Annotated in this window: 27 protein-coding genes and 1 pseudogene; 11 read left to right on the forward strand and 17 right to left on the reverse strand. The window is 68.5% G+C overall.

What is annotated here, in order from left to right:
- Positions 1 to 14 precede the first annotated feature (14 nt).
- A complete protein-coding gene (locus AC1DNF_RS20495) occupies positions 15 to 1025 on the reverse strand; it encodes a hydroxymethylglutaryl-CoA lyase (protein WP_478150452.1) in 1011 nt (336 codons plus the stop codon).
- Positions 1022 to 2266, reverse strand: coding sequence for a CaiB/BaiF CoA transferase family protein (locus tag AC1DNF_RS20500; protein ID WP_478150453.1), 1245 nt, complete (start codon positions 2264 to 2266; stop codon positions 1022 to 1024). The genes AC1DNF_RS20495 and AC1DNF_RS20500 overlap by 4 nt, the downstream gene beginning before the upstream one ends.
- 169 nt (positions 2267 to 2435) lie before the next feature.
- Between AC1DNF_RS20500 and AC1DNF_RS20505 the strand changes: the two genes are divergently transcribed.
- On the forward strand, positions 2436 to 3320 hold the full coding sequence (locus tag AC1DNF_RS20505; protein WP_478150454.1) for a LysR family transcriptional regulator: 885 nt from the start codon (positions 2436 to 2438) through the stop codon (positions 3318 to 3320).
- Between the two features lie 2 nt (positions 3321 to 3322).
- On the opposite strand, the gene AC1DNF_RS20510 is transcribed toward AC1DNF_RS20505, so the two are convergent.
- A complete protein-coding gene (locus AC1DNF_RS20510; protein WP_478150455.1) occupies positions 3323 to 3538 on the reverse strand; it encodes a hypothetical protein in 216 nt (71 codons plus the stop codon).
- 384 nt (positions 3539 to 3922) lie between these two features.
- On the opposite strand from AC1DNF_RS20510, the gene AC1DNF_RS20515 reads away from it, so the two are divergent.
- The 7 genes from AC1DNF_RS20515 to AC1DNF_RS20545 all read left to right on the forward strand — a co-directional run bounded on the left by AC1DNF_RS20515 (position 3923) and on the right by AC1DNF_RS20545 (position 8749).
- Complete coding sequence (locus AC1DNF_RS20515; protein ID WP_478150456.1) at positions 3923 to 4090, forward strand: hypothetical protein; 168 nt, start codon at positions 3923 to 3925, stop codon at positions 4088 to 4090.
- A gap of 196 nt (positions 4091 to 4286) precedes the next feature.
- Entirely contained in the window at positions 4287 to 4655 is a 369-nt protein-coding gene (locus tag AC1DNF_RS20520; protein WP_478150457.1) for a VOC family protein, read from the forward strand.
- Positions 4656 to 4724: 69 nt separating this feature from the next.
- Positions 4725 to 5384, forward strand: a complete 660-nt coding sequence (locus AC1DNF_RS20525) for a glutathione S-transferase family protein (protein WP_478150458.1) — start codon at positions 4725 to 4727, stop codon at positions 5382 to 5384.
- 154 nt (positions 5385 to 5538) lie between these two features.
- Positions 5539 to 6744, forward strand: coding sequence for an ABC transporter substrate-binding protein (locus AC1DNF_RS20530; protein WP_478150459.1), 1206 nt, complete (start codon positions 5539 to 5541; stop codon positions 6742 to 6744).
- Positions 6745 to 6753: 9 nt separating this feature from the next.
- Complete coding sequence (locus tag AC1DNF_RS20535) at positions 6754 to 7464, forward strand: alpha/beta fold hydrolase (protein ID WP_478150460.1); 711 nt, start codon at positions 6754 to 6756, stop codon at positions 7462 to 7464.
- Positions 7465 to 7468: 4 nt separating this feature from the next.
- Positions 7469 to 8251, forward strand: a complete 783-nt coding sequence (locus tag AC1DNF_RS20540) for an SDR family NAD(P)-dependent oxidoreductase (RefSeq protein WP_478150461.1) — start codon at positions 7469 to 7471, stop codon at positions 8249 to 8251.
- Positions 8252 to 8329: 78 nt separating this feature from the next.
- Positions 8330 to 8749, forward strand: coding sequence for a DUF1801 domain-containing protein (locus AC1DNF_RS20545; RefSeq protein WP_478150462.1), 420 nt, complete (start codon positions 8330 to 8332; stop codon positions 8747 to 8749).
- A gap of 61 nt (positions 8750 to 8810) precedes the next feature.
- On the opposite strand, the gene AC1DNF_RS20550 is transcribed toward AC1DNF_RS20545, so the two are convergent.
- Positions 8811 to 9419, reverse strand: coding sequence for a nucleotidyltransferase family protein (locus AC1DNF_RS20550; protein WP_478150463.1), 609 nt, complete (start codon positions 9417 to 9419; stop codon positions 8811 to 8813).
- A 277-nt stretch (positions 9420 to 9696) separates the two neighbouring features.
- Positions 9697 to 10020, reverse strand: coding sequence for a hypothetical protein (locus tag AC1DNF_RS20555; RefSeq protein WP_478150464.1), 324 nt, complete (start codon positions 10018 to 10020; stop codon positions 9697 to 9699).
- Between the two features lie 219 nt (positions 10021 to 10239).
- Here AC1DNF_RS20555 and AC1DNF_RS20560 point away from each other — a divergent pair, with 219 nt between their 5' ends.
- Positions 10240 to 11091 (forward strand): YihY family inner membrane protein, encoded by an 852-nt coding sequence (locus AC1DNF_RS20560; RefSeq protein WP_478150465.1) that lies wholly within the window; start codon positions 10240 to 10242, stop codon positions 11089 to 11091.
- Here AC1DNF_RS20560 and AC1DNF_RS20565 read toward each other — a convergent pair.
- The 12 genes from AC1DNF_RS20565 to AC1DNF_RS20620 form a co-directional block, all read right to left on the reverse strand.
- The gene (locus AC1DNF_RS20565) at positions 11084 to 11770 is read right to left on the reverse strand and encodes an RraA family protein (RefSeq protein ID WP_478150466.1); all 687 of its coding nucleotides are present in this window, start codon (positions 11768 to 11770) and stop codon (positions 11084 to 11086) included. The two genes, AC1DNF_RS20560 and AC1DNF_RS20565, sit on opposite strands and share 8 nt — an antisense overlap.
- Positions 11754 to 12167: a RidA family protein gene (locus AC1DNF_RS20570; RefSeq protein WP_478150467.1), complete on the reverse strand. Its 414-nt coding sequence runs from the start codon at positions 12165 to 12167 to the stop codon at positions 11754 to 11756. The genes AC1DNF_RS20565 and AC1DNF_RS20570 overlap by 17 nt, the downstream gene beginning before the upstream one ends.
- Positions 12168 to 12207: 40 nt before the next feature.
- Positions 12208 to 13422 (reverse strand): PP2C family protein-serine/threonine phosphatase, encoded by a 1215-nt coding sequence (locus AC1DNF_RS20575; protein WP_478150468.1) that lies wholly within the window; start codon positions 13420 to 13422, stop codon positions 12208 to 12210.
- Position 13423: 1 nt separating this feature from the next.
- Positions 13424 to 13918 (reverse strand): Rab family GTPase, encoded by a 495-nt coding sequence (locus AC1DNF_RS20580; protein WP_478150469.1) that lies wholly within the window; start codon positions 13916 to 13918, stop codon positions 13424 to 13426.
- A gap of 2 nt (positions 13919 to 13920) precedes the next feature.
- A complete protein-coding gene (locus AC1DNF_RS20585; protein ID WP_478150470.1) occupies positions 13921 to 15783 on the reverse strand; it encodes an OmpA family protein in 1863 nt (620 codons plus the stop codon).
- A gap of 58 nt (positions 15784 to 15841) precedes the next feature.
- Complete coding sequence (locus tag AC1DNF_RS20590) at positions 15842 to 16462, reverse strand: hypothetical protein (protein WP_478150471.1); 621 nt, start codon at positions 16460 to 16462, stop codon at positions 15842 to 15844.
- Positions 16463 to 16518: 56 nt separating this feature from the next.
- The gene (locus AC1DNF_RS20595; RefSeq protein WP_478150472.1) at positions 16519 to 16956 is read right to left on the reverse strand and encodes an ATP-binding protein; all 438 of its coding nucleotides are present in this window, start codon (positions 16954 to 16956) and stop codon (positions 16519 to 16521) included.
- Entirely contained in the window at positions 16956 to 17312 is a 357-nt protein-coding gene (locus tag AC1DNF_RS20600) for an STAS domain-containing protein (protein ID WP_478150473.1), read from the reverse strand. The genes AC1DNF_RS20595 and AC1DNF_RS20600 overlap by 1 nt, the downstream gene beginning before the upstream one ends.
- A gap of 194 nt (positions 17313 to 17506) precedes the next feature.
- Positions 17507 to 18568 (reverse strand): adenylate/guanylate cyclase domain-containing protein, encoded by a 1062-nt coding sequence (locus AC1DNF_RS20605; RefSeq protein ID WP_478150474.1) that lies wholly within the window; start codon positions 18566 to 18568, stop codon positions 17507 to 17509.
- Positions 18561 to 18902: an Hpt domain-containing protein gene (locus tag AC1DNF_RS20610; protein WP_478150475.1), complete on the reverse strand. Its 342-nt coding sequence runs from the start codon at positions 18900 to 18902 to the stop codon at positions 18561 to 18563. Before AC1DNF_RS20610 ends, AC1DNF_RS20605 begins: the two co-directional genes overlap by 8 nt.
- Positions 18903 to 23702, reverse strand: coding sequence for a GAF domain-containing protein (locus AC1DNF_RS20615; RefSeq protein WP_478150476.1), 4800 nt, complete (start codon positions 23700 to 23702; stop codon positions 18903 to 18905).
- Between the two features lie 154 nt (positions 23703 to 23856).
- The gene (locus tag AC1DNF_RS20620) at positions 23857 to 24780 is read right to left on the reverse strand and encodes an alpha/beta fold hydrolase (protein WP_478150477.1); all 924 of its coding nucleotides are present in this window, start codon (positions 24778 to 24780) and stop codon (positions 23857 to 23859) included.
- Positions 24781 to 24902: 122 nt separating this feature from the next.
- Here AC1DNF_RS20620 and AC1DNF_RS20625 point away from each other — a divergent pair, with 122 nt between their 5' ends.
- Complete coding sequence (locus tag AC1DNF_RS20625) at positions 24903 to 25826, forward strand: LysR family transcriptional regulator (protein ID WP_478150478.1); 924 nt, start codon at positions 24903 to 24905, stop codon at positions 25824 to 25826.
- A gap of 52 nt (positions 25827 to 25878) precedes the next feature.
- Positions 25879 to 26302: pseudogene (locus AC1DNF_RS20630) on the forward strand (helix-turn-helix domain-containing protein); the annotation flags it as partial.

Genomic DNA, 26302 nt, shown 5'->3' on the forward strand with positions numbered 1-26302 from the left:
GGGGTGCCCTGGCATCAGGACGCGGCCGCCGGCAGGTCGCGCGCCAGCGCACGGTCGCGCCAGGCCGCGAAGTCCGCGGGCGGCCGGTGCAGGTCCAGGCGGCGGCCGGCCTTGACGATCTGGCTCGGGATCTCGTGCCCGATCCATGCCGGCAGCCAGCCGGCGGCCCGCAACAGGGCGGGCAGATCGCAGCCGGTGTCGTAGTCCATCAGTTCGAGCGCATGCACGATCTCCTCGGTGCACACGTTGCCGCTCGCCCCGGGCGCGTAAGGGCAGCCGCCCAGGCCGCCGAGCGACGCGTCGAAACGGTCGGCACCGGCATCGATGGCGGCCAGCACATTGGCCAGGCCCATGCCGCGCGTGTTGTGGAAGTGGAGCGTGAGTTCGGTGTTCGCGAAGCGCGCCCTGAAGGCGCGCGTGAGGGCCGCGACCTGCGACGGATAGGCCATGCCCGTGGTGTCGCACAGCGTGATGCCGCGCGCGCCGGCATCGACGAAGCGCCCGGCCCAATCCAGCACGACGGCCGCGTCGACATCGCCTTCCATCGGGCAGCCGAAGACGCACGAGAGCGAGACGTTGATGGGCGTTCGCTCCTGCCGCGCCAGCGCCATCACCTCCGACAGCGCGGCGAAGGACTGCGCCCGTGTCATGCGCAGGTTGGCGATGTTGTGCGTCTCGCTGCAGGACATGACGAGGTTGAGCTCGTCGGCCAGCGCATCGATGGCGCGCTCCGCGCCGCGCACGTTCGGCACCAGGCAGGTGTAGACCACGCCGGGCGCGCGCGCGATCTCACGCAGCACGAGCTCGGCATCGCGCAGCGCCGGGATGGCCTGCGGCGAGACGAAGGCCGTGACCTCGATCTTCGCCATGCCGGCGGCGGAGAGCGCATCGACCAGCGCGATCTTGTCCGCCGTCGGCACGAAGGCCGCCTCCATCTGCAGGCCGTCGCGCGGGCCGACTTCCTGCATGTGGATGCGCCGGCGCGCGCCCGTCCAGACATCGGCGATGGGGGTGTTCGTGCTCATGCCACGGCTCCCTTCGCGCGCAGCGCCGCGACCTCGCCGGGCGAGAGGCCCAGCTCGTGCAGCACGGCGTCGGTATCGTCCCCCAGCCGGGGCGCGGAAGACCGCACCGCGCCCGGCGTGGCCGAGAGCTTGGGCACGATGCCGGGGACGTCGATCTCATGGCCGTCGCGCGTGGTCTGGCGCAGGATCATGTCGCGGGCGCGGTAGTGCGGGTCTTCGTGGATGTCGCGCGCGGTGTAGACACGGCCGGCCGGCACGTTCGCGGCGCCGAGCTCGCGCAGCACGTCGGCGATGGTGCGCGAGAGCGTCCATGCGCCGATGGCGGCGTCGATCTCGTCGACCCGCGCCACGCGCCCGGCATTGCTCTGCAGGTCGGGCGCGCTCGCCAGGTCGGGCCGGCCCACCACCGCCATCAGGCGGCGAAAAATGCTGTCGCCATTGCCGGCGATGAGCACATAGCCGTCCGAACACTTGTACGCATTGGAAGGCGCGATGCCGGGCAGCGCGCTGCCCGCGGCCTCGCGCACGGCGCCGAAGGCGCTGTACTCGGGGATCAGGCTCTCCATGACATTGAAGACAGCCTCGTGCAGCGCGACGTCGATCACCTGGCCGGGGCCGCCATGCGCCTTGCGGTGGTAGAGCGCCATCAGCACGCCGATGGTGCCGTGCAGCGCGGCCAGCGTGTCGCCGATGGAGACGCCCACGCGCACCGGCACGCGGCCCGGTTCGCCGGTGAGGTGGCGCAGGCCGCCCATCGCTTCGCCGATGGCGCCGAAGCCGGGAAGGTCGCGGTAGGGGCCGGTCTGGCCGTAGCCGGAGATGCGCAGCATGACGAGGCCGGGGTTGAGCTTCTGCAGGTCTTCCCAGCCCATGCCCCAGCCTTCGAGGGTGCCGGGCTTGAAGTTCTCGATCAGCACGTCGGCCTCGGCGATCAGCTTGCGCGCGATCTCCTGGCCGTCGGGGGAACGCAGGTCGAGCGCCACGGAGCGCTTGTTGCGCGACTGCACCTGCCACCACACGGAGGTGCCGTCCTGCAGCATGCGCCAGTTGCGCAGCGGATCGCCGCCCGGCGCGCCGGGGCGGGACGGGTCGGCGGGCGCCTCGATCTTGATGACGTCGGCGCCGAATTCGCCGAGGGTCTTGCCGCAGAAGGGGCCGGCGATGAGCTGGCCCATCTCGACGACGCGCAGGCCCGAGAGCGCGCCGGGTGCGGACGGAGAAGTCGTTGGGAGTTCAGCCATGATGGGTGCGTCCTGCTTGCCTCTGGTTTGTCTCGGGGTCGTCTCGTGCCGGGTGGACGGCGCGAGGGCCGAATGATGGGCATGCGCGCGCGCCTTGCAAAGCGGCGTTTGGCGAGGCCACCATCGCGAACCGCGATGGTGGCGCGGGCGCTGGTGTCTAATGGCCGCCATGAAGCTCGACCCGGTCTCGCTGCGCCTCTTCGTGGCGGTGATGGAAGAAGGCACCATCGCCGCCGCGGCGCTGCGCGAGCACCTGGCGCCGGCGGCGGTGAGCAAGCGCGTGAGCGAGCTCGAAGGCGCGTTGAACACGGTGCTGTTCCTGCGCAGCAACAAGGGCACGCAGGCCACGCCGGCAGCGCATGCCTTGCTGGGCCTGGCGCGCGGGGTGTTGAACGGGCTGGACGACATCGCCGAGCAGATGGCGGGCTACGCGAGCGGGCTTCGCGGGCATGTGCGGGTGTTCGCCAATATCTCGGCCATCACCCAGTTCCTGCCGGACGACCTTCGCAGCTTCATGTCGGCGGCGCCGCTGGTGCAGGTGCATCTGCAGGAGCGCATCAGCTCCGCCATCGCGCGCGCGGTGGCGGACAGCACGGCGGACGTCGGCATTCTCAATGCGGGCAGCTACGGCGAGGAGCTGACGGTGCTGCCGTACCGTGAAGACGAGCTGGTGCTGATCGTGCCGCGCGGGCACACGCTGGCCCGACGCAAGAAAGTGCGTTTTCGGGAGGCGCTGGCGCATGATTTCGTGGGGGCGCATCCGAACAGCGCGATGAACAATCTGCTGCACAAGGCGGCGGGCGAGCTCGGCCTGCCGCTGCGCCTGCGCATCCAGGTCAGCGGCTATGACGCGATGGCGCTGATGGTGGCGGCGGGACTGGGCATCGGCGTGCTGCCGCGACAGAGCGCGCGTCTGTACCTGTCATCCCTGGGCATCAGCGCGGTGGCGCTGGACGAGCCATGGGTCCGGCGGCAGCTGGTGGTCTGCGTTCGATCGCTCGCGGCGCTGTCGCCGGCGGGGCGGATGCTGGTGAAGCATCTGAGCGGCACCTGAGGCTAGAGGCCGAGTCGGGCCTCCTCATGGCGCTGCAGCAAGGTGTCGACAAGCCGCGTGGCCGTGGCTTCGAGTTGGGCGAGGAACTCGGCGAAGTCCGCGGGGTTGACCTGGATCGTGGCAGCAGTGCTGCTGCCGACCAGCGCGGTGACGAAGGCCAGTTGGCCCTTGATGGAGTCGAGGTCGTTGAAGTCATCGTCGGTGAGTGTGAAGCTCATGGTGCGCGCACCTGCACAGATGAAGAAGAATGAATGCCGCACGCCCACGGGGAATGCGACTGCCGCGTCGACTGCCGGCTGACCAAGACCGGGCCCCTCTTCGGGACGCGCCGGATGTTACGCGATCTTCGATCGCCCTCATGCGCGCGATGAAACGGCAGCTGCTCACATTGCGGGGACGCGGTGGCGGGCGGTGTGCCCTTGGCCGGCCGACGTCACCGCCCCTTCGGGGTCCCTTGCGCTGCTCGCGTCAGGCGGGGTCCGCGCAAACTCGCCTGCGGCTCAAACATGCGCGGCCCTTATCCGCCTGCCGCTGCGCTGCTCAGCGGTGCCTCAACGGCCAGCCAAGGGCACACCACCCGCCACCGTGGATACGCTAGGGTGATGGAACCAGGGCAAACCGGCCTCGCTGCGAAGTTTCTCGTCGTGATCGACGACCGTGTCGATCCGGACGCGGCAAAGCGCGAGGCATGGATCATGCAGAGCGTTGCCACCGTCACGCCGTTCACTGCGTTGGAGAGGCGGGCGTTCGTGCCGCCTTGGCAGCAGTAGCAGGTTGAGCATCGATCCGGCCCGCCGCGTGCGGGCCTTCTTGTCTGTTCACCATTCCAACGCCAGCCGTCTCGACGTGCTGCCCTACGCGCTCAACAGGATCGGTGCTACTGCGCTCGACGGCGTTCGCGTGGATACTGTCCATTCGCCCAAGGGCCGCCGGCCCCGCGCCCAGCTCCCGAGACAAGGAGTCCTCATGTTCGACCACATCGGAATCGGCGTCAGCAACCTGGAGGCCAGCAAGACCTTCTTTCTTCGCTCGCTCGCGCCGCTAGGGGTCGGCGTCGCGATGGAAGGACCATCGGGTCTCGGCCTGGGGACGCAGGGCAAGCCCTCGCTGTGGCTCTTCCAGACGCAGGACCGCCCCGCCCCACTCCATCTGGCCTTCAGGGCAGAAACTCGTGGCCAGGTCGACGCGTTCTATCGCGAAGCCATCGACGCAGGAGGCACGGACAACGGCCCGCCAGGGTTGCGCCAGCACTACCATCCCGACTACTACGCCGCCTTTGTCCTGGGTCCAGACGGGCACAACGTCGAAGCGGTCTGTCACGCACCGGAAGACTGATCCGGCCAGGGCCCCTTGGATACGGCTTCAGCCGACAGCACACCTCGCCATCCAAAACAGAAAGCCACGATGTCACTCATCCTCTACGGTCATCCCTTTTCCTCCTACACGCAGAAGGTGCTCATCGCGCTGTACGAGAACGACACGGCCTTCGAATTCCGCTGCCTGGGGCCGGATGCGCCCCAGCACACCGCCGAATGGCTGCGGCGCTGGCCGCTGCGCAAGTTCCCGCTGCTGGTGGACGGCGAACGCAACGTCGTCGAGACCAGCATCATCATCGAGTACCTGCAGCTGGTGCATCCCGGGCCCATGCGCCTGCTGTCCGCCGACCCGATGGCCGCGCTGGACGTGCGCTTCCTCGATCGATTCTTCGACATGCATGTGATGAACGCGGCGCAGCTGGCGGTCGACGGTGCGCTCACAGGTGATGCAGTGAAGCGCAAGGACGGCATGGCGCTCGCCGTGGAGAAACTGGAGCGCGCCTACGGCTGGCTCGAAGGGCATCTCGTCGGCCGAACCTGGGCCACGGGCGCGGACTTCACGATGGCGGACTGCGCCGCCGCGCCGTCGCTGTTCTATGCGGACTGGACGCATCGAATTTCCGAGGCTTATCCGGTGCTGCGCGCATACCGTGCGCGACTGCTCGCCCGTGCGTCCTTCGCTCGCGCAGTCGACGAGGCGCGGCCGTTCCGGCGCTTGTTCCCACTGGGGGCGCCGGACCGCGACTGACCCGGGTTGTGGTTCGCCCGCCCGGGCCCGTCCAGGAAGAGCTGTCGCCCGGCAGGGGGACAGACGGCAGGGGGCGCCCGTGCTGTACTGCCCGCGCTATCCGTGCCGTCCCGGTTCGCGATCGCGGCATGAAACCCTCACTTCAATGGCGCACATGAAATCCTTCCTGATCTGTTTGTCGGCCGTCTCCGCACTGGCTGCGCCAGCAGCTCACGCGCAAAAGGCCTACGGTCCCGGCGTCACCGATTCCGAGATCAAGCTCGGCGAAACCGTGGCCTACAGCGGTCCGGCCTCGAGCTATTCGATCGTGGGCCGGGTCAACACGGCCTATTTCAAGATGCTCAACGAAACGCAAGGCGGCATCAGGGGACGCAAGATCGAGCTCCTGTCGGTCGACGATGCTTACAGCCCCCCCAAGACCGTTGAAGTAACGCGCAAACTGGTCGAAGGCGACAACGTTCTGGCGCTGGTCGGCTCGATGGGAACACCCTCGCAGACCGCGGTGCAGAAGTACATGAACAGCAAGAAGGTGCCGCAGCTCCTCTTCTACGCATCCAGCCCCGGCCTGCACAACGCGAAGGAGACACCGTGGACCGTGCCGTTCGCGTTCGCCTACGACATCGAGGGCGCGATCTATGGGAAGTACCTGGCCGCGCAGAGGCCTGACGCGAAGATCGGCGTCCTCGTACAGAACGACGACGTCGGCAGGTCTTACATGCGCGGCCTGCGCGAGGGCCTTGGCGCCAAGGCCGGCCAGATCGTCAAGGAGGTGAGCTTCGAAGTCACGGACCCGACCGTCGATTCGCAGATCCTGCAGGTTCAGGCGGCGGGCGTCGACACGCTGGCCGTGTTCGGATCCAACAAGGGACAGGCGCAGGCGATCCGCAAGGTGGCCAGCCTGGGCTGGAAGCCCTTCTACATCGTGCCGTACGTCTCCAGCTCGATCTCCGGGGTCCTGACGCCGGCGGGCCTGGACAATGCCGTCGGACTGGTGTCGAGCTACTGGTTCAAGACCCCCTCCGATCCGGCGTGGGCCGACGACAAGGCAATGAACGAGTACCTCGCCTTCATGAAGAAATACCTGCCCGCCGACAACGCGGGCGACACCTCCGCCGTGTACTCCTACATGGGCGCGCAGCTCACCGCCCTCGCGCTCGAACGCTGCGGCGACCAACTGACCCGCGAGAATCTGCTCAAGCAGGTCACGACGATGAAGGATGTCGAACTCGGGATGCTGTTGCCCGGCATGAAGGTCAACTATCGGACGGACGACTATTTCCCGATCCGCCAGGCGCGCCTGGCCCGCTTCGATGGCAAGTCATGGAAGCCAATGACCGAGCTCATCACCGTCGACCGCTGACTTCGAACCATGGCCGACACTCAGCCTGTGCTCTTGATTCCGGCGCTGTACTGCTCGGCGCGCCTGTTCGCAGCGCAGTTGCCCGCCCTCTGGCAGTTCGGCCCGGTCACCATTGCAAATCATTGCAAGGGCGACTCGATCCCCGCGATTGCGGCGCAGATCCTGGCGCACGCCCCGCCCCGCTTCTCGCTCGCGGGCCTGTCGATGGGCGGTTACACGGCGCTTGAAATCATGCGACAGGCACCCGAGCGAGTGACGCGACTGGCGCTCCTCGATACCTCGGCCCGAGCGGACACGCCCGAGGCTGCGCAAGGTCGCCTCGATTCGATCCGCGCCGTCGAACAGGACGGCTTCGATCGCTACCTCGATCAGAGTTGGCTGATGGCGGTCGCATCGGCGCGTCGCGACGATGCCGAGCTGCGCGCCCTCTATCGACGCATCGCCTGGGATGTGGGCCCCGAGCGGTTCATTCACCAGCAGAAGGCGATCGGTCGGCGTCCCGACTCGCGGCCGCACCTGGGCGCGATACGCTGCCCGACGCTGGTCCTCGTCGGCGAGCACGACTCGGCCACGCCGCCTCATCTGGCCGAGGAGATTCGCGATGGCATCGCGGGCTCCGAACTGCGCGTCATTCCGGACTGCGGCCACCTGTCAACGATCGAGCAACCGACACTGGTGACGCAGGCCCTGGTGCAGTGGCTGGCGGCCGACGCGGGATGAGCACGTGAGGGCGCTCACTTCCAGGCTCGTCGACGATCGAGTCGTCTTCGTGACGGGCGGCGGCTCGGGCATCGGCCGCGCCACCTGCCTCCTGCTCGGGCGCGAAGGCGCGCGTGTGGCCGTGGTCGATCGGGACGCCGCGGCCGCCAGATCCACGGCCGCCGAGCTCGAGGCCAGCGGGAGCGAAGCCGTGGCGATCGAAGCGGATGTGGCATCCGAACCGGAGGTGGCAAGCGCTGTCGATAGAGCCGTCGAGATCTTCGGAGCACTCGACGGCGCCTTCAACAACGCGGGTGTCGGCACGGCCGCTGTCGGCACGACCGGAAAGCCGCTCGCGCAAGTCGAGCTCGAGGCGTGGCAGCGAACGATCGCCGTCAACTTGACCGGCGTCTTCGTGTGCATGAAGCACCAGATCGCAGCCATGCTCCGACATCAAGGCGGCGGTGCCATCGTCAACATGTCGTCCATCGGCGGCCTGGTCGGCCTGCGCGGATCCTCGGCCTACGTCGCAAGCAAGCACGGCGTGATCGGCCTCACGAAGGCCGCGGCGCTCGAGTACGGCATGTCGGGCATTCGCGTGAACGCCGTGTGTCCGGGTCATGTGGACACGCCGATGGTCAGTTCGGCCGCCGCATTGAGGGGTGTCCCGACCGATCCGCGGAATCAGCTCGGTCGACTGGGGACACCCGACGAAATCGCGGAGCTGGTCGTCTGGCTTCTGTCCGATCGAGCCAGCTTCGTCACAGGAGCGGCCTACGTCGCCGACGGCGGAAGGCTTGCAGGGTAGACATGATGAGCGCAAGCCGCAGAGGGTGCGCGCGCCGGCCCTAACATCGCCGCCATGTCTTACATGAGGGCTGGGAACATGAACAAGTCGGATGCGAGCCAAGGCCCGTCGGCATCGGAGCTCATCTCGGAAAGAATCGCCGAACTGGCCGACTGGCGCGGCGAAACGCTCGCCCGGATGCGCAAGCTCATCAAGGAAGCAGACCCGCAGGTCGTCGAGGAGTGGAAGTGGCGGGGCACGCCGATCTGGTCGCACGACGGCATCATCTGCACCGGCGAATCCTACAAGGCCGTCGTGAAGCTCACCTTCGCCAAGGACGCATCCCTGCCGGATCCGGCCCGCCTCTTCAACGCCAGTCTCGACGGCAACACACGCCGCGCGATCGACATCCACGAAGGAGAGGAAGTCGACGAGTCCGCCTTCAAGGGGCTCGTTCGCCAGGCGGTCGACCTCAACAGCGCGGGCAAGCCGAAAGCCTCGAAGAAAGCAAGGTCCTGAGGGATTCCGCCCCGGGGCAAGAAGAGGTCGGACGCTGTGAATGTCCGGCCGGGCTCCGCCCTCAGCATGCGTCGATGGAAAGCAGCGGCCATCGCTCGCCGAACCGCTTCGATGCCAGGCGCTGCCTGTAGGTCGCGACGCTCGCTCGGAGCGGGTTGTGCCGGACCCGCAGGCCGAACAGGTCGTCGAGCCCGTGCGGAGCGACGACTCCGATCGATTCCTCGTCGTCGAGGTTCACGCCGACGCAGGTGGCGAACTCCGGCCACGTCGCCACGCCTTCTTCGAGGGAGCCCAGCGCAGGCACCACCTGCCCGAGATTGCTGGCGAACCACTCATGCACGGTGGCCTGGTTCGTGACCTCCCACCGCAACGCCGGCATGACCGAACGCAGACGAGTTTCGAGGTCCGCCTCTTGCCCCCGGCCGCCCGCCGCGTCGTCGAAGTAGACGACATCGACGTCTTCAATGGCTGTCGCTTGTTCGAAGCCATGAAGGGCGTCCCACACCAGCGAGCGCACCGCGCCGGCGCCGATGCACCAGGCGGCGCCCAATCCCAGCGAACGGACGGCCCTCAGCGCGGCCATCAGGCTGTTGGACGAACGCACCATGGCGACAAGCCTTTGCTCGAGCGCGGGCTGCGAATGGGGGGCCATGAAGCCTTCCTGCGCCATTGGCGCGACGAAGTGACGGGTGATCCAAAGGGGTGCTCGCCCGCGAGGCGCCTCCCTGGCCGTCGAGGGTATCCGACCGGGACGGCGAGGGTCGACGAGCACGGCCGTGTGCCACTTGCGCGCCTCCAACACCGCTCCGCCTGCCACGTCGAACGGCGAGTCCTCTTGCGCCAGCGCCATGGCCTGTTCTTCTGGCAGCCTGAACCGGCCCTGGTTGAGTTGGGTTTCGTCCCTACATCGTCCTCCGCGGGCTGGGATCTCACCGGGTGCGGCGATCTCAGAGAGGCTCGGACAAGGTCTTGAGCCCCAGCCAGGCCGCCGCGATGACCGCATTCACCGACACGCTCAGGGCGCTCGGCACATAGAAGAGCGCCGATACGGCCGGCGCGCCGAGCAGGATCTCGACAATCCCCCCCAACCCGTACAACAGCACGGCGCACCACAGCCAGCGCCGCATGTAGGTGAGAAGCCAGTGGGCCTGGGACTGGTTGTGCCGTCGGGCCGCCGAGCGCTCGATGAGACTGCCTTGCGTGACGTCCAGGAACAGCCACTCGAAGAAGAAGTAGCGGTACAGCAGCGTGCGGAAGGTCAGCTCATGCACGATCCAATTCCTTCTGACGTGGGTTCGTCGCAGTCGTTTCTGACAGCATATCGGGAAGACGGCCACCTCCTGCGGATGGATATCAACGACCGCGGCGCCAGCACTTAGATGAGCCGGGCCCTGCCGGGTTCCTGCTGCCGCGGGCCCAAGGCGGCCACTGCACCTCACAATCGCCCCTTCGCCCGCGCAGCCGGTCGATTCCTCCTTTTTCAGCGACACATGTTCACCCTGACCCGTTTGACGATCCACCGCGCGAGGAAAGAGCGCTTGCCCCAGGTCGCCGGGAGCCTGACCTTCGCAACCTTGCTGTCCATCGTGCCCTTGCTGGCGGCGAGCCTTGCGCTGCTGGCGCGATTCCCGGTCTTCAGGCGCTTCAAGGATGCGCTTCAGGAATTCTTGCTGAGCAGGCTGCTTCCGGCCGACATCGCGCGCACGGTCCTGAAGTACCTGAACCAGTTCGCCGCGAACGCCAGCGGGCTGAGCTGGGTCGGCTCGCTCCTCCTGCTGGGCTCCGCCGTCGCGATGCTGCTGACCGTGGAGAACGCGCTGAACCAGATGTGGGAGGTGAGGAAGAACCGGCCATTCTTCAGGCGGGTCGGCTTGTACCTGCTCATGCTGGCCGTCGGGCCACCCGTCCTGGGCCTGAGCCTGTGGGCCACCTCGTACTTGCTGGGCGTTTCCATGGGCCTGATCGGCGCGTTGCCGCCATCGCTCAAGTTCCTGCTCGACCTCGGCCCGCTCCTGCTCGGCGTGACCGTGCTGACGAGCATGTTCTACCTCGTTCCGAACACCAACGTACGGCTGCGCGACGCCGTCGCGGGCGGCCTGATCGCCAGCGTGGCCTTCGAGTTCGGCAAGCGGGGCTTCACCATGTACCTCGTCAAGGTGCCCACCTACAAGACGCTGTACGGGGCCTTCGCGGCTTTTCCGCTCTTCCTGCTGTGGGTGTACTTCTCGTGGCTGGTCACGCTGGTCGCGGCCATGATCACGGCCAACATGGCGCTCGCCCGGCGGCGACCGGCGGGCAAGGGCGCCCGGGCCCGGCAGCCCGGCCCCGGCTGGACTACATGACGCCGAAGGTCCTGAAGGCCTCGACCGTGCTCATGCCCTCCTGGATCGCCTTGCGCACGCTGTTCTCCGTGCCGGCCTTCTCGAGCGCGAGGCGGATGGCCTCCTCTTCGGCTTCGCGCGGGATGATCAGCACGCCGTCCTGGTCGCCGAAGACGATGTCGCCGGGACGCACGCGCACGCCCTGGATCTCGACCGGCACCCGGTAGTCGACCACCTTGCCGCGCGGCCCCTGGTCCTGGGAATAGCCGCCGAGCGAGAAGACCGGCAGGCCGAGCTCCAGCACCTCGCTGGTGTCGCGCGAGTAGCCGTCGAGCACCGCGCCGGCCGCTTTCAGGTGCATGGCACGCGTGGTCATGAGGCCGCCCCACAGCGCGAACTGCGGCGCCGCGCCGGTGGCCACGTAGACCTCGTGCGGCGCCAGGTCGTCGAGCGCCTCGAACAGCAGGCCGAAGGCCTTCTGGCTCAGCGGCGACTTGCCGAGCGGCTCCGCGCGCGCGAAGCAGTTGGTCTCCAGCACCGGCATGGCACGGCCGGCCACCACCATGGACCGCGCCACCGGCTTGATCGCCGGCGGCAGGAACTGGTGCAGCAGGCCCATAGTGTCGAGGATGTCCCCGACCACCGCGGGGAACAGCCGCGCGCGCATCAGGGCGAAGAGCTCGTCATCGTCTTTCCACATTGTTCTTGTCTCCAATAGGGGTGAGGAGGGCCGTGACCTCGATCTCGATCTTCATGCGCGGATCCGCCAGACCCGCGGAGATCATCATGGCGGCGGGGCGAACCTCGCCGAAATACTTGCGCAGCACCGGCCAGCACTGCTCGAACTCGGCGCCGTCCGGCAGCACGTAGGTGACGCGAACGACATCCCGCAGGCTCGCGTTCGCTTCCCGCAAGGCGGACTCGATGTTCTTCAGGCATTGCTCGGTCTGCTCGACCAGGCTGCTCGAGATCGACATCGTGCCGTAGTCGAAGCCGGTTGTCCCCGAGACGAAGACCCAGTCGCCGGCGACCACCGCGCGGGAATAGCCGATCTGCGCCTCGAAGGTGGAGCCTGAGCTGATGAGTCTTCGCTTCATAACGGTCCTGGAGAATACACGCCGCGCTCCGGCCGCCGGCTCAGAGCGCCATCTTGATGAGGGTGAAATCGTCCTCGAGCACGCCGGGGCCGTGCGCGTCGCGTGCGAAGTCCAGCAGGCGGTCCAGCTCGGACTGCCCGTCCCGGACCGGCCGCGCGAGCATCTCCGTGAAGGCGGAGAAGGCCAGCATGGAGCCATCGGGCCTCGTGATTTCATAGGCTCCGTCGCTGAAGACGAAGAGCCGCGCGGGCGACCGCAGGATGCACTGCTCGTCGCGGTAGCGCGCGGTCGGGGAGAGGCCGACGCAGGGGCCCGATGCCTGCAACGGCAGGGCCTCGCCGCCGGCTTCGGGCGGGCCGCTCACCAGCAGCGCCGGGGGGTGGCCGGCAGAGGCGTAGCGCAGGCAGCCGGTGGCGCGCTCGTAGACACCGTACCAGACGGTGCAGAACAGCTCGCCGTGCCGTTCCATCGGGTAGGCGAGGTTGAGCGCGGCGAGCACCTCCGCGGGATGGCGGAAGTCCGTCCGCGGCAGCGCCCCCGAGCGCAGCGTGTCGGCCACCGCGACCGACAGCAGCGCCGCACCCACGCCATGGCCGCAGACGTCGATCAGGTAGAGCGCGAAGTGATCGGCATCGACCCAGTGGTAGCCGAACGAATCGCCGCCCAGTTCGGTCGAGGGAACGAAGCGCCAGTCGACCACGAAGGGTTCCGACAGAGGCGCCGGCAGCATGGCGAGAACATAGCGCTCGGCGTCGCGCAGCTCCTGCTGCAGCCGGTCGTGGGTGAGCAGCAGGGCCTCTCGGGACGCGGCGAGTTCGCGATGGGCGCGCGTCAGTTCCTGGTTGGCCGACTCGAGCTGCTCGATGAGCCTGGCCTCGCGCTGGCTGAGCAGGGTCATGTCATAGGCCTTCTGCTGCACCAGCCGGGCCTCCTCGTATTCCGCCGTCACATCGAGCAGAAGAATCCAGACGGTGCTGTCATCCGCGAAGAAATGGACGTCGGCCACGCGGCCGCTGGGCATCTCCATGGAGCGGATCAGGAAGGGCGTCTCCACCAGCGGCAGCAGACCTTCCAGGAACGGGATCTGCTCGCTGGCTGGAGCGCCGAGTCCGAGGCCGTCGAGCCCGTAGTGCGCCAGGTGGCCGCCGGCCTGCACCAGGTTCTGCGAGGCATCGATGACCAGGTGCGCGAGCACGCGCTGCGCGTGGAGCAGCAGGAGCAGCGAGTCGGAGATCCGCGCCGGCAGGTCGAGCATGCTACCGCGCCAGGCGCCCCGCCAGTTCCTGGAAGGTCTCCTCGACGCCGAAGCCCGTCTTGGCGCTGGTGCGGCGAAAGGTCCAGCCCGCGGCCTCCAGGATCTGGATGCGCTCCATCGGGATCGCCCAGTCCTCCTGCAGGTCCGCCTTGTTGAGCAGCGCGACGAAGGGAACGCCCCCGATCTCCGCGCCGATGCGCGACTGGATCGACACCGCCGTGTCCAGGGTCTCGGGCCGCGTGCCATCCACCACCAGGAGGTATCCGGCGGCGCCGCGCAGGTAGCTCACCCGGACGGCCGAGATCTCGTCCTCGCCGGCGATGTCCCACAGGATCAGTGCCATCTGCTCTGTCCCGACGGTCACCAGCTTCTTGTCGATCTTCACGCCCACCGTGGTCAGGTAGGCATCCGAGAAGATGGTGTCGACGAAACGCCGCACCAGGCTGGTCTTTCCCACGCCGAAGGCGCCGAGCAGACAGATCTTCTTCTGCAGCATGGCTAGTCCCCCGTGCTCACGCCGAAGGACACGCGCCGATTCATCGACAGCTCGTCCTCGCTGGCGCCGGGTCTCAGGGGCTCCAGCGGGCCGGCGCCACGCACGGCGAGCACGGCCGGATCGACGCCGCGCGCCCGCAGCATGGAGCGCACGACCTCCGCGCGGCCCACGCTCAGGGCCAGGTTGGAGGTGTCCTTTCCCGTGGCGTCGGCGTGGCCGACGATTGTCACCTTCACCGGGAACCCCAGGGCGCGGGCCACCTGCACCAGTTCGCGCATGTCGGCGGCCACGGCGTCGAGCTTGCTCTCCTGGTCCGCCGCGGGCCGCGGCATGCTGAAGTCGAAGTGAATGAGCTGGGCCTGGATGGCGTCGCGCAGGCGGATGTAGTCAGGGTCCTGCACGTCCTTGAGGGCGCTGAGATCCACCTTCGGGGCGCCGGCCGGCAGGGTCTGCATGAAGGCCCGCGCCTTGTCCATCCAGTGCTGGGGCGCGCTGCCGCTCGCGCGAATGCCGCTCGCGTCCTGTGTCAGGACGACGGTCGGCGGCGGATCCAGAGTCGCCTGCAGGCGCTTGAGAACGATGGCCGGATGCAGCGCCTGGTAGGGCTCCCAGCGGCCCATGATGCGCGCCGGGTCCAGGTGTGACTGCGCCAGCAAGGCTTCCGGCTGCGCCGCCAGCGGGTCGCGCAGCCCGGACACCAGCCACTTCCCGTCGCGGCGCTCGGCGCCCGTCACGACGATGCCCGGCTGGTCCTGCAGCGCCGCCACATAACTGTCGACGCGCCTGCCCTCGACGATCCGCTGCGTGAGCCAATAGCCCAGCGCGACCAGCAGCGCCAGGGGCACGAACCAGAGCAGCGGCGAGACGTTCCTGTGCGCCTCGGCGGCCTGGGACAACAGGCAGGGCCGCAGCAGCGGCCCTGCCTCGTCGAAGGGCGCGGTGTCGCCGTCGAATGCATCGAGCGCCGTGCGCCATTGGTCGTGCACGGTGCCCAGCGTCTCCCCCAGGCGGGTACGCACCATCGCGGGTGGATTGCCGTGGATCACGGCGGCGAGGAAGGCCGACGGGCCTTCCTCGCACCACAACAGCAGGTCGCCCAGGCGCAGGCTGTCGATGCTGCGGCCGCTGGTGCCGCCGCTGGCGGACTCGTCGAAGGAATCGCGCACGAAATCCTGGATCGCGGAGAGCATCGCCGAGACCAGCTGCGGATCGCGCGTGGTCGCATCCTCCCTCGCCACGTGGGCGAGCAGAAGGCCCGTCTTGCGGTGGATCAGGAACAGATGCTCGACCCGGAAGACGGCCGTGTGCCTGAGCACCACGTCGGCGAAGCTGCTGCCGCTGCGCCAGGCCTCGATGCGCCACTTCAGGCCGCGCCATGACAGGCTGTGCTTGACCGCCTGATTGATCGATTGAAGCGTGCCCTCCAGGGTCTCGGCAATGGCCTTGCGAATCGCCGGCCCCATCACGGGATACAGGATGTCGACCATGGTGCCCGGGTTCTTCTGGATGGAGGCCTGGGCCGCACGCTCGACGGTGGGCGCGATCACCTGCCCGAGGCGCTCGTCCTGCGCCGCCGCCAGCGCGAAGGCGGCGGGCAGCACCGCGCCCACCGCGTCGGCGAATTCGCGCGGGTCGTCGAACTTCTGCTGCAGCCGCGCCAGGGCCACCTGCTCGCGTTCGAGCAGCACGCCGCGCAGCGCCTCCAGACGCGGATCGTCCGCCAGGCGGCTCGGCAGCGTCGCGGCCACTTCCGGATTGATGCAGCGTGCCAGCTCCAGCAGAAGGCCGGCGAGTCGCCTGCCCGGGTCCTCTTCGGAAGCGCTGCCGGGCGCGCGCGTCACCGACAGAGGCAGGCGCGCCGTCACGGCGCCGCTGCCCTGGCGTGCAGGCTCGCCAAGCGGCCGGCCGCCCGCCAGGCGCGACTCAAACGCGCTCGCCGTTGCCGCCCTTGGGCGATACGTCCTGGTTCAGGCATTTGGCGATCTCGACGAACAGGCCCGCGAGCAGGTTGCGATCGGTCTTGACGTTGCTGAGCTCGGCGAACATCCGCTCGATGGTGGTGCGGCTGTCGTCCTGGCGGCGCCGCATCTCGTCGCGCAAGCCCTGGATCTCATGGCCCAGGCGATCGGTGAAATCGCGCTCCTGGCGCGCGAGCTGGTCGGACACCTGGGCGAGGCGCTTCTCCAGCGCCTGGGTGTGCTCGCGCAGGCTGCGCTCCAGCTCCTTGTCGGCATCGGAGCGCAGGTCCTTCTCCTCGCGGAACTGGCCGGCGACCGACTCGAGCTGCTTCTTCATCGTCGATTCGAGGCTGCTCAGGCTGCGGGCCGACTCCGCCTCCAGGTCGCGCAGCCTCTGCTGGAAGCGCTCCTCGAGAATGGAAAAACGCTTGTCGTAGTCCTGCATCTGATTGCCGAACAGCAACTCGCGCATCTTGTCGACGCCGGAAGTCTCGGACTGGCCGTTGGGTTGGCCGGCGAGGGCGGCCTGTGCCGCCATCGCGCTCTGCGCATCGATGCTGGGTGAAGTCTTGGCTGCGGTTCCCATTTGAATGATCTCCTCGGTTGTGAATCGGTGGCGAAAACGCGCGCGACGAAGCGCCCTCAGGGCGGCGCGGTCGCACGGAATAGAAGCGTCAGGCAATTGCGGCCGCCTTCGTGGCGATAGAGCTGGCCATCGGAGAAGCGGCGAACGATGGGAATGCCCCAGCCACCGATGCGCGCGTCGAGAACGCTGGTCGCCGGCACCGGCTCGGGAACCTGCCGCAAGTCGAACTTGCTTCCCTCGTCCTCGACTTCCAGCGCCACGTCTTCGCCTTGCCAACCCAGGCGCAGGACGATGCGCTGCATGCCGTTGCCACAGGCGTAGCTCATGATGTTGGTGACTACCTCGGTAGAGCAGAGGTCGAGGTTCTGCACGACCCTTGCCGGAAGACACTGACGCTCGGCCCAATCCTGCACCCAGGCACTCACGCGCGAGAGTTCGCGCAATTCACTGCTGACGATCAGGGAGGCCCGCGGCTCCCCGTCGCTGGAGGACATCAGCGGCTTTCGGCTGCCGCCATCAGCGCGCTGCAGGCGGTGTGGACATCGGGGTACACCGGGATGATCGTGTCGATGCCTGCCATCTTGAGCACCTCCGCAACAAGGGGCTGAGGGTTGGCCAGGGCCATCCCGCCGCCGCGCAACGCCTGGGCCCTCGCATTGATGACGAGCGTGCGGATGCCGATGGACGCCAGGAAAGAAACCTCGGACAAATCGACCACGGCGAGAAGCTTGCGGGTCGCCACGAGAGCGGCGAAGCGCATGTCGATGTCATGCCCGCCCAGGCTGTCCATGCGCCCGACCAGGCTGATCTTCTCGACGCCGTCAGCGAGTTGTTCGCTCCTCAGGTCCATACGGTCTCCGCAGTCGATATCGATGGCTATTGAACCGGCCCCTCCACCGCAAGCATCGCCTCACCCGCAGGTTCTTCTGGGTCTTGGAAAGCGGGTTGGAGCGTGCTGCAACCAACGAGTAGAACCTTTTTCTAGCATACGCGCAATCGGTGGCAACGTCGACAGCCCCCACTCCCGGTGGAGGCGGCCGGGGATCAACCGGGCGCGGGCGTGCTGCCGCCGCCGACGGCGAACACCTCGACCGGCGCCGCCTTGCCCCGGAACTGCGCCGGACCGAGGGCCTCGACCGGAATGCGCCCGGCGAGCGCGGCGCGGGTGGCCGGATCGATCAGGATCGTGCGCATCGCCAGCTTGGTGTGCGTCTCCAGCCGCGCGGCGAGGTTGACCGTGTCGCCGATGCAGGTGTAGGTCGCGCGCTGCTGCGTGCCGGTGTAGCCGGCCACCATCTCGCCGGTGGCGATGCCCACCCCGATGCGGATGGCGGCCTTGTTCGACGCGATGCGCTCGGCATTGAGCAGCTCGATCATCTCCACCATGTCCAGCGCCGCGCGCACGGCGGCGGCGCTGTGGTCGGGCAGCGGCAGCGGCGCGCCGAAGATGGCCATCAGCCCGTCACCGATCATCTGGTTCACCACGCCGCCATGGCCGTTGATCGCGTCGAACATCAGCGTGTAGTAGGAGTTCAGCAGCTCGATCGTCTCCTCGGGCGGCTGCGACTCGACCATCGCGGTGAAGTCGCGGATGTCGCAGAACATCACCGCGCCCTGCACGCGCCGCCCGCCGAGCGAGAAGCCGGATTGCTGCAGGTCCTGCGCGACTTCGGAAGTGGCGAAGCGCCGCACCATCTCCTTCTGCTGGTCGCGCAGGCGCTTCTTCTCGAGGCTGGCGCCGATGCGCGCCTTCAGCAGGACGGCGTTGACCGGCTTGTGCAGGTAGTCCTCGGCGCCGAGTTCGATGCAGCGCGCGATGTCGGCCACACCCTCCAGCGACGAGGTCACGATCACCGGCAGGTCGCGCAGCCTGACGTCGGCCGAGAGGTGTTCCAGCACCTCGAATCCGGTCATCTCGGGCATTTCCATGTCGAGCAGCATGAGGTCGAAGCGGTCGCGCTGCAGCAGCTCCAGCGCGATGCGGCCGTTTTCGGCGCACTGGACGCTGTGGCCCTGGAGTTCGAGGCTGCGGGTCAGCAGCAGGCGGTTGACCTTGTTGTCGTCGGCGACGAGCAGGCGGGCGGGCGCCTGGCGCAGATCAACCACGGCTCAACTCCGTCAGGGCCGCGGCGACCCGGGCGTACTCCTGCGCCAGCGCGTCGAGTGCGTTCGATTGCCGGGCGGCCGCCAGGCCTGCCAGCTCCTGCTCGCGCGCCATCGCCCCCAGCGCGAGCGCGCCGAAGGTGAGGCTGTTCGACTTGAGCGAATGCGCCGCGCGACGGAACGCATCGGCGTTGCCCGTGACGAGCGCCTCGCGAAGCTCCGCGAGCATGATCGGCGCCTCTTCAAGAAAGGTCTGCACCAGTTCCTTCACGAAGTCGGCGCCGGCGGTGTCCTGCAGTTCCGTGAAGGTCGCGTGGTCGATGGTCGCATTGGTCATTCAGCGGTCCTTGCGTGCGGGCACATTGTTCAAGGCCTCGATCAGCCGATCGACGCGGATCGGCTTGGTCAGGTAGTCGGCCATGCCGGCCGCGATGCACATCTCCTGGTCGCCCTGCATGGCGTTGGCCGTCATCGCCACGATGCGCGGCCGTTGATCGGCCTCGATCAGCGCGCAGATCTGCCGGGTCGCATCGAGCCCGTCGAGTTCCGGCATCTGCACATCCATCAGCACCACGTCGTAGGCCTGGCGTTGCACCGATTCGACCGCCTCGATACCGTTCGCGGCCAGGTCGGCCCGGTAGCCCATCTGTTGAAGCAGGCGCATCGCGAGCTTCTGGTTCACGGCGTTGTCTTCGGCCAGCAGGATGCGCAAGGGGTGGCGCGCCGCCATTGTCGAATCGATCTGCGGCTTGGCCGCGCTGCTGGGCGCGGGCTTCGCGGCCGGCTCGTGCGCGAGCAGGCTCACGAGCGTGTCGAACAACTGCGACTGGTGAATCGGCTTCGACAGGAAGGCATTGAACAGCGATCCGGCATCGCCCACCTCGCGCCGGCCCAGCGAGCTGAAGAGCACGAGCGGCAGCGTGGCGTGGTTTGCGCGAATGCGCCGCGCCAGGTCGCCGCCGTCCATCTCGGGCATGTGCATGTCGAGGATCGCGAGGTCGAAGCGCTCGCCCTGGTCGAGCCAGCGCAGCGCCTCCAGCGGCGACCCGGTGTCGCGCGAATCCATTCCCCACTTGCCGGTCTGCAGCACGAGCACGCGGCGGTTCGTTGCGTTGTCGTCGACGACGAGCACGCGCTTGCCTTCCAGGTCGGCCTGCACGCCGGCGAGGATGCGGCGCTTGCTCGGCGGGATCTCCGCGACCGGTGCCTCGATGGTGAAGAAGAAGGTCGAGCCCGTACCCGCGCCATCGCTCTCGACCCACATGGTCCCGCCCATCAACTCGGCCAGCCGCTTGCTGATGGCCAGGCCGAGGCCGGTTCCGCCGTACTTGCGCGTGGTGCTCGAGTCGGCCTGCGAGAACGACTGGAACAGGCGGCTCATGCCCTGCGGCGACAGGCCGATGCCGGTGTCGCGCACGGCGAAGGTCAGCCCGACCTTGCCCGCGGCCAGGGCGTTCGAACTCACCGTGAGCACCACCTCGCCGGTTTCCGTGAACTTCACGGCATTGCTCAACAGGTTCAGCAGGATCTGCCGCAGCCGCGTGAGGTCGCCGCTCACGCCGGCCGGCACATCGCCATCGAACACATAGGCGATGTCGAGCTGCTTCTCGGCCGCGCGCGTGCTGATGAGGTCGAGCGCCGACTCCACGCAGTCGCGCAGGTCGAAGGGGTGCGACTCGATGTCCATGCGTCCGGCCTCGATCTTCGAGTAGTCGAGGATGTCGTTGATGATGGTCAGCAGCGCATCGCCCGAATCGCGGATCGTCTCGACGTAGTCCTGCTGCTCGGTGTCGAGCCTGGTGTCGAGCAGGAGGCCGCTCATGCCGATCACCGCGTTCATCGGCGTGCGGATCTCGTGGCTCATGGTCGCCAGGAACGCGCTCTTGGCTTCGTTCGCCGCCTCGGCCGCGGCCCGCGCCTGCTCGGCCTCCTTGTAGAGATGCGCGTTCTGGATCGCGATCACGGCCTGGCTTGCGAAGGTCTGCAGCAGCGAGACCTGCTCGTCGCTGAATGGCCCGGCGGCCCGGCGGTTGACCGTGATCGCGCCGATCACCTGCCCCTTCCGGAACATCGGCACGCTGAGCACGCTGCGGTTCCCGGTGGCGAGGGTGAGCTGCCGGATCGCCTCGGAGATCCCGGGCTCCGCCAGCACATCGATCACGCGGCTCACGGTCTTGTCACGGATGGCCCGGCCCGTCACCGAGCCGCCGTCCGCGCGCATCGGGAAGGTCCTGCGCGCCGCCTCGATCCCTTCGGCGTCGACGCCGATCAGGCTGACGTGGTGGATCCATTCGCCGTCGAAGCGGAACACGAAGCCGAAGTCGGCGCCGGTCAGGCGCGCGGCGCGCTCGGCGATGGTGTCGAACACCGGCTGCGTCTCGGTGACCGAGGCGCTGATGACGCGCAGCACTTCGGAGGTCGCCGTCTGCCGCTCCAGCGCCTGCTTGGTCTCGTTGAACAGGCGCGCGTTCTGGATGGCGATGACGGCCTGGTCGGCGAAGGTCTCCAGCAGCTTGATCTCCTTGTCGGCGAACGGCTGCGGCGGCTGGCGCGCGATGTGGATCGAGCCGATGTGGCGCCCCTCCCACATCAGAGGGGCGATCATGATCGCGTAGTTCCCGATTCGCTCGGCGACCTCGCGCATGAAGGCAGGCAGGCTCGGCTCGGCGAGCGCATCCGGGACATGGAGAACCTCGGGGCTGCCCATGGCGGCACCGATGGCCGAGTGGTCGAGGGGCCGGGGATAGAAGCGCTCGAGCGTTTCGCGCGCGGAGCCGCGATGCGCGCCCAGGTACACCAGGCCGTCGTCGCCGATCAGCGAGATGCCGAGTTGCGTGCCGGCGAACAGGCGCTGGCAACTCTCCAGGATCTTGTCGAACACCGGCTGCGCGTTCTCCATCGATTCGCTGATGACCTGCAGCACATCCGCCGTAGCGGTCTGCTGCTCCAGCGCTTCCTGCGTCTCGCTGAACAGCCGCGCGTTCTGGATCGCGATCACTGCCTGCTCCGCGAACAGCTTGAGCAGGTCGATCTGCCGCTGCGGCGTCGTGCCGGGCGCCGGCCAGGCGGTGGTGATCGCACCCACCGGCACGCCGTCCTTGAGCATCGGTGCGGCAATCATGCGGCGCCAGCTACCGGCGGTTGCCAGGGTGCGGTCGTATTCCGGGTCGGACCAGGCGTCCTCGATGCCCAGGGCCCTTCGCTCCATGATGACCCGCCCGTTCATCTGGCGCGGGTCGGGCGGCGCGGGCCAGAGCGTGCGCGCCGCCCCCAGCGCCTGCGCGGGCCAGTTGCGGGTCGCCGCCAGGTGGACCTTGCGGCCATCGAACGTGAAGATCGCGGTGGCCGGGCCTTCGAACAGCCACATGGTGCAGTCCAGGATGGCCTCGAACACCGGCGTCACGTCGGTCGGCGATTCGCTGATGACGCGCAGCACGTCGCTGACGGCGGTCTGGTATTCGAGCGACTCGGTCAGCTCGGCGGTGCGCTCTTCGACCTTGTGCAGCGCCGCCTGCGTCTCGTCGAAGAGCCGCGCGTTCTGGATCGCAATGACGGCCTGGTCGGCGAAGGTCTTGAGCAGCGCGCGCTCGCCCGGCCGGAACGGACCGACCCCGGTGCGCTGCATGCTCAGGATGCCGATGCCCCGGCCCTCCCACATCAGCGGCGCGGCCAGGTTCGCAAAGCTCGTTCCCGCACGCTCCGCGTTGCGGCGCAACACCAGCGGCGCCGCGGCATCGCCGAGGACATCGGCGAATTCCACGAGATCGCCCGTCTGGAAGGAGAGTTCGGCGGAGGTGCCCGCCAGCGGCATCGGATAGTCCGAGTGCATGAGCGAACTGAGTTCGGCCAGGCGCTTCTCGCCGATGGCGGCGCGGCCGGCCGCCGTCATCAACCAGCGCGTCAGCGCAAGATGCCCCTGGGCGTCGACCATCAGCAGGGCGAAGGAACTGCCGTCGAACAGGCGCGCGCAGCACTCCAGGATCTTGTCGAACACCGGGCCGGGGTCGGCCACCGAGCTGCCGATGACCCGCAGCACTTCGGCGGCGGCGGTCTGATGGGCCAGCGCCTCCTGCATCTCGTGGCCGTGGCGCTGCGTCTCGTCGAACAGGCGCGCGTTCTCCAGCGCCAGGCCCGTGCTGGCCGCCACGGTCTCGAGCAGCCGGACCTCGTGCGCCCCGAAGGCGTATTCGCGCTCGTGGTTCTGCAGCGCAATGATGCCGAGGGCGCGGTCGCTGCCGATGATCGGGACAGCCACGATCGAAAGAGCCCAGTCGGTTCCCGGTGAGGGATGGAGGCCGGCGCGGGTCTGCTCCTCGCGCGTATTGACCACGCCGACCTCGCGCGTGCGCAGGATGCGCGCCAATGGCTCGTCCGGCTTCAAGGGCCGTGCCGGCGGCAGTGGCAGCGGCAGGTTGTGTTCGTAGCGGTACAGCACCTGGACCAGATTGGTCTTGTCGTCCCACCACACGATGTTCAGGTCGCCGGAGTCGAACAGACCTCGCAGCTTGTCGCCCACCAGGTCGACGATGGCCTGGAACCCGAGCTTGGCCGCCATGCCTTGCTGGATCGCGTTGATGAGCGTGAGCTCGTCGCTGCGCTGCATGAGCTCGCGCTGGAGACCCTCGCGGTCGCGGATGTGGGCCAGGGCCCCGGCGGCCTGACGCGCCAGCGCGGCGAGCAGTTCGCGGTGCGGGGGGTCGAAGCGACCGAGCGCGCCTTCGATGTCGGCGTAGAGGTAGCCGAACAGTTCCTGCTGCGCGGCCAGTGGCGCGATCAGGCACGAGCGCTGATCGGCCGCCCGGGTGCCCTCGGGCCCGTGCCGCAGGCTGGGCTTGCGCGTGCGGCGGGCTTCGGTGAGCCAGGGCGTGATGGCGCGCAGCAGCGCGGCGGCGTCCTCGGCGGGCGGCAGCCGCGCGCCGGCGCTGCGCAGGCACGTCCCTGTGTCGAGCACCAGCAGCACGCGCTGTGCGCCGAGGAGCCGGGCGGCTTCGTCGACCAGCAAGTCGCGCACCTCGCCCGCGCTAGCCCGCGCGTTCAGCCGCAGGCCGATGTCGACCAGCCGCTCGAACGGCTCGCGCAGTGTGCTTCCGGCGCGCGGCGCCTGCTTCGACGGGGGTCGAGACCGGGACTCAGCCATGGGGCATTGCCTTCAGCGATCAGCGGAGGGATGCGCGAGCGGCGCACACGAGGTGGAGTCTAGCGGCGAAGGGCCCCTCTCTGCACGCGCGCGTTCCCAGGGGCGCCGCCCCCCTCGGACCATGGCGACCGGTCCCGCCTCCGGCCCAAGGCGTTCAGAGCGCGAGGAAGTCGCGAACCAGCCGGATCGTGGCGCCGGGATTCTCTTCCATGATCCAGTGACCCGAATCCGGGACGATGCCTTCCTTCACGTCGTCGCCCGCCGCGCGCATGACGGTCGCCATCATCGGACCGAAGGACTTCTCGCCCCCGACCGCGAGGATCGGCATCTTCAGGCGGTCATGGGCAAGGAACGCCCGGTTGTCGATCGCGTCCTGGTCGAATGCCGCGAACTGGGCGAAGCCGGAATGCATGGCACCGGGGCGCGCATAGAGCCGGGCATAGTGCTTCCGCGCCGCTTCGCCGAAGCGCGCGGGCGTGGCCGAGAACTCGTTCCAGAACCGGTCGAGGTAGATCCGCTCGCGGCCGGCGACAAGGCGTTCCATGTCCGGCCCGCCGAACCGGAAGTGCCAGAGCAAGGGGTTCTTCAGGATCTCTTCCCATGGGCCGACACCCGGCACCGGCGCATCGATCAGCACCAGCCGGCGCACGCGCCGCGGGTACTGCGCCGCGAACTGGAACGCGACCATGTTGCCGATGTCGTGCGCGACGACGTCGGCCTGCTGCACGCCCAGCGCGTCCAGCACGCCGCTGACGTCCCCTGCCTGGGTCTTCTTGTCGAAGCCGGTTGCGGGCTTCGACGACAGGCCGAGACCGCGCAGATCGGGAACGATCACCGTGTGGTCTCGCACCAGCTCGTCGGCGAGGGCGACCCACATGTCGCCCGTCTCTCCATAGCCGTGCAGCAGCACCACGGCCGGGCCGCTGCCGCCGGAGCGGACGTGGATGGTCGCGCCGTTGGCGGCGATCTCGCGCGTCGCGAACTTCGCCGGGAAGTCGAAGCGGCTCTGCGCCGACGACTGCGTCGGCAGGACGAAGGCCACCAGTGAAGCCAGGAGCAGACGGACGAGCGTGCGCATCGGTATTTCTCCAAGTGAGTTGCGCCTTGCAGCAGCGCAGCCTCCCAGTGTCTCGGCATCCACAGCCGCCGACTAGCCCGATTCGGCGCCAATCAGCTTCAACCGCCGGTTTAAGATCGGCCGTGGCTCATCTGCAGCATCTGATCTCCTTCGTCCAGACGGCGGAGCACGGCAGTTTCTCCGCCGCGGCGCGGGTCCTGGGCATGACGCCGGCCGGCGTCAGCAAGAACGTCGCGCGCCTCGAATCCGACCTGGGCATGCGCCTCTTCCATCGCAGCACGCGGCGCCTGGCCCTGACCGAGAGCGGCGAGCGCTTCCTGCAGCGGGTCGACCCTCCACTCGCGTCGCTGCAGGGCGCGCTCGCGGGTGCCGGAACGCGCGATGATGTTCCCGCGGGCACCTTGAAGGTCAGCATGGGCCATGCCTTCGGCCGGCACTTCCTGGTCCCGCTGCTGGCCGATTTCCTGGCGCGGTATCCGGCCGTGCTGCCCGACTGGCACTTCGACAATCGCCAGGTCGACCTGGTGGGTGAAGGCTTCGATGCCGCGATCGGTGGGGGATTCAAGCTGATGTCCGGCGTCGTGGCGCGCGAACTGGCACCCGTCCATATCGTCGCCGTGGCCTCGCCGGCCTACATGGCGGGGCGACCCATGCCGCGCCATCCGGACGAGCTCGCAGGCCTGGACGGCATCATGCGCCGCTCTTCGCCCACGGGACGCGTGCGCCCGTGGACGCTGCGCTCCCGGCGCTCGGCCGAACTCGCGGTGTCGTGCAGGCCGCGGCTCATCTTCAGCGATCCGGAGGCCATCGCGCAGGCGGTGCGGCTCGGGCTGGGCGTCGCGCTGCTGCCGATGCCCTTCGTGTTCGCGCCGATCGCGAGCGGCGAACTGGTACGGCTCCTTCCCGGCTGGTACAGCGACGCCGGGCCGCTCTCGCTGTATTACCCGAGCAGGCGATTGCTGGCGGCCAAGACGCGGGTCTTCGCGGACTTCGTCGTGGAACGCTTCAAGGCCGCCGGCTTCGCCAGCCTGGTCGACGGACGCTGAGCAGGTCTTGACGCCAAAGCCCGAGACCGGCGCGGCAGTGTAGCCTGTCGTCATGGACTCCCTGATCGCCGCCTCCGCGCGCGCCCTCGCCGCCGGCGACGCGCTCGGCGCCCTCAAGCGCGTGGCCCTGCGCGATGATCCGCCGGCGCTGGCCCTGCGCGGCATCGCCATGGCCCAGCTCGGCGAGCACCCGCGCGCCCGCGAGCTGCTGCGGCGCGCCGCGCGCGACTTCGGCGCCCACGAGGAACTGGCGCGCGCGCGCTGCGTCGTGGCGGAGGCGGAAGTGGCACTGGCCATGCGCGACCTCGGCGGCTCGCCGCGCGTGCTGGCGGCGGCCACGGCCACGCTCGAGGCGCGCGCCGATCGGGCCAATGCGCTGCAGGCGCGGCTGATCGCGGCGCGCCGGCTCCTCCTGCTCGGCCGCCTCGACGAGGCCGCGGCCGCGCTGGCGCCGATCGATGCGCGCGGCCTGGCGC

The organism is Variovorax sp. 01T432 (genome assembly GCF_056398605.1).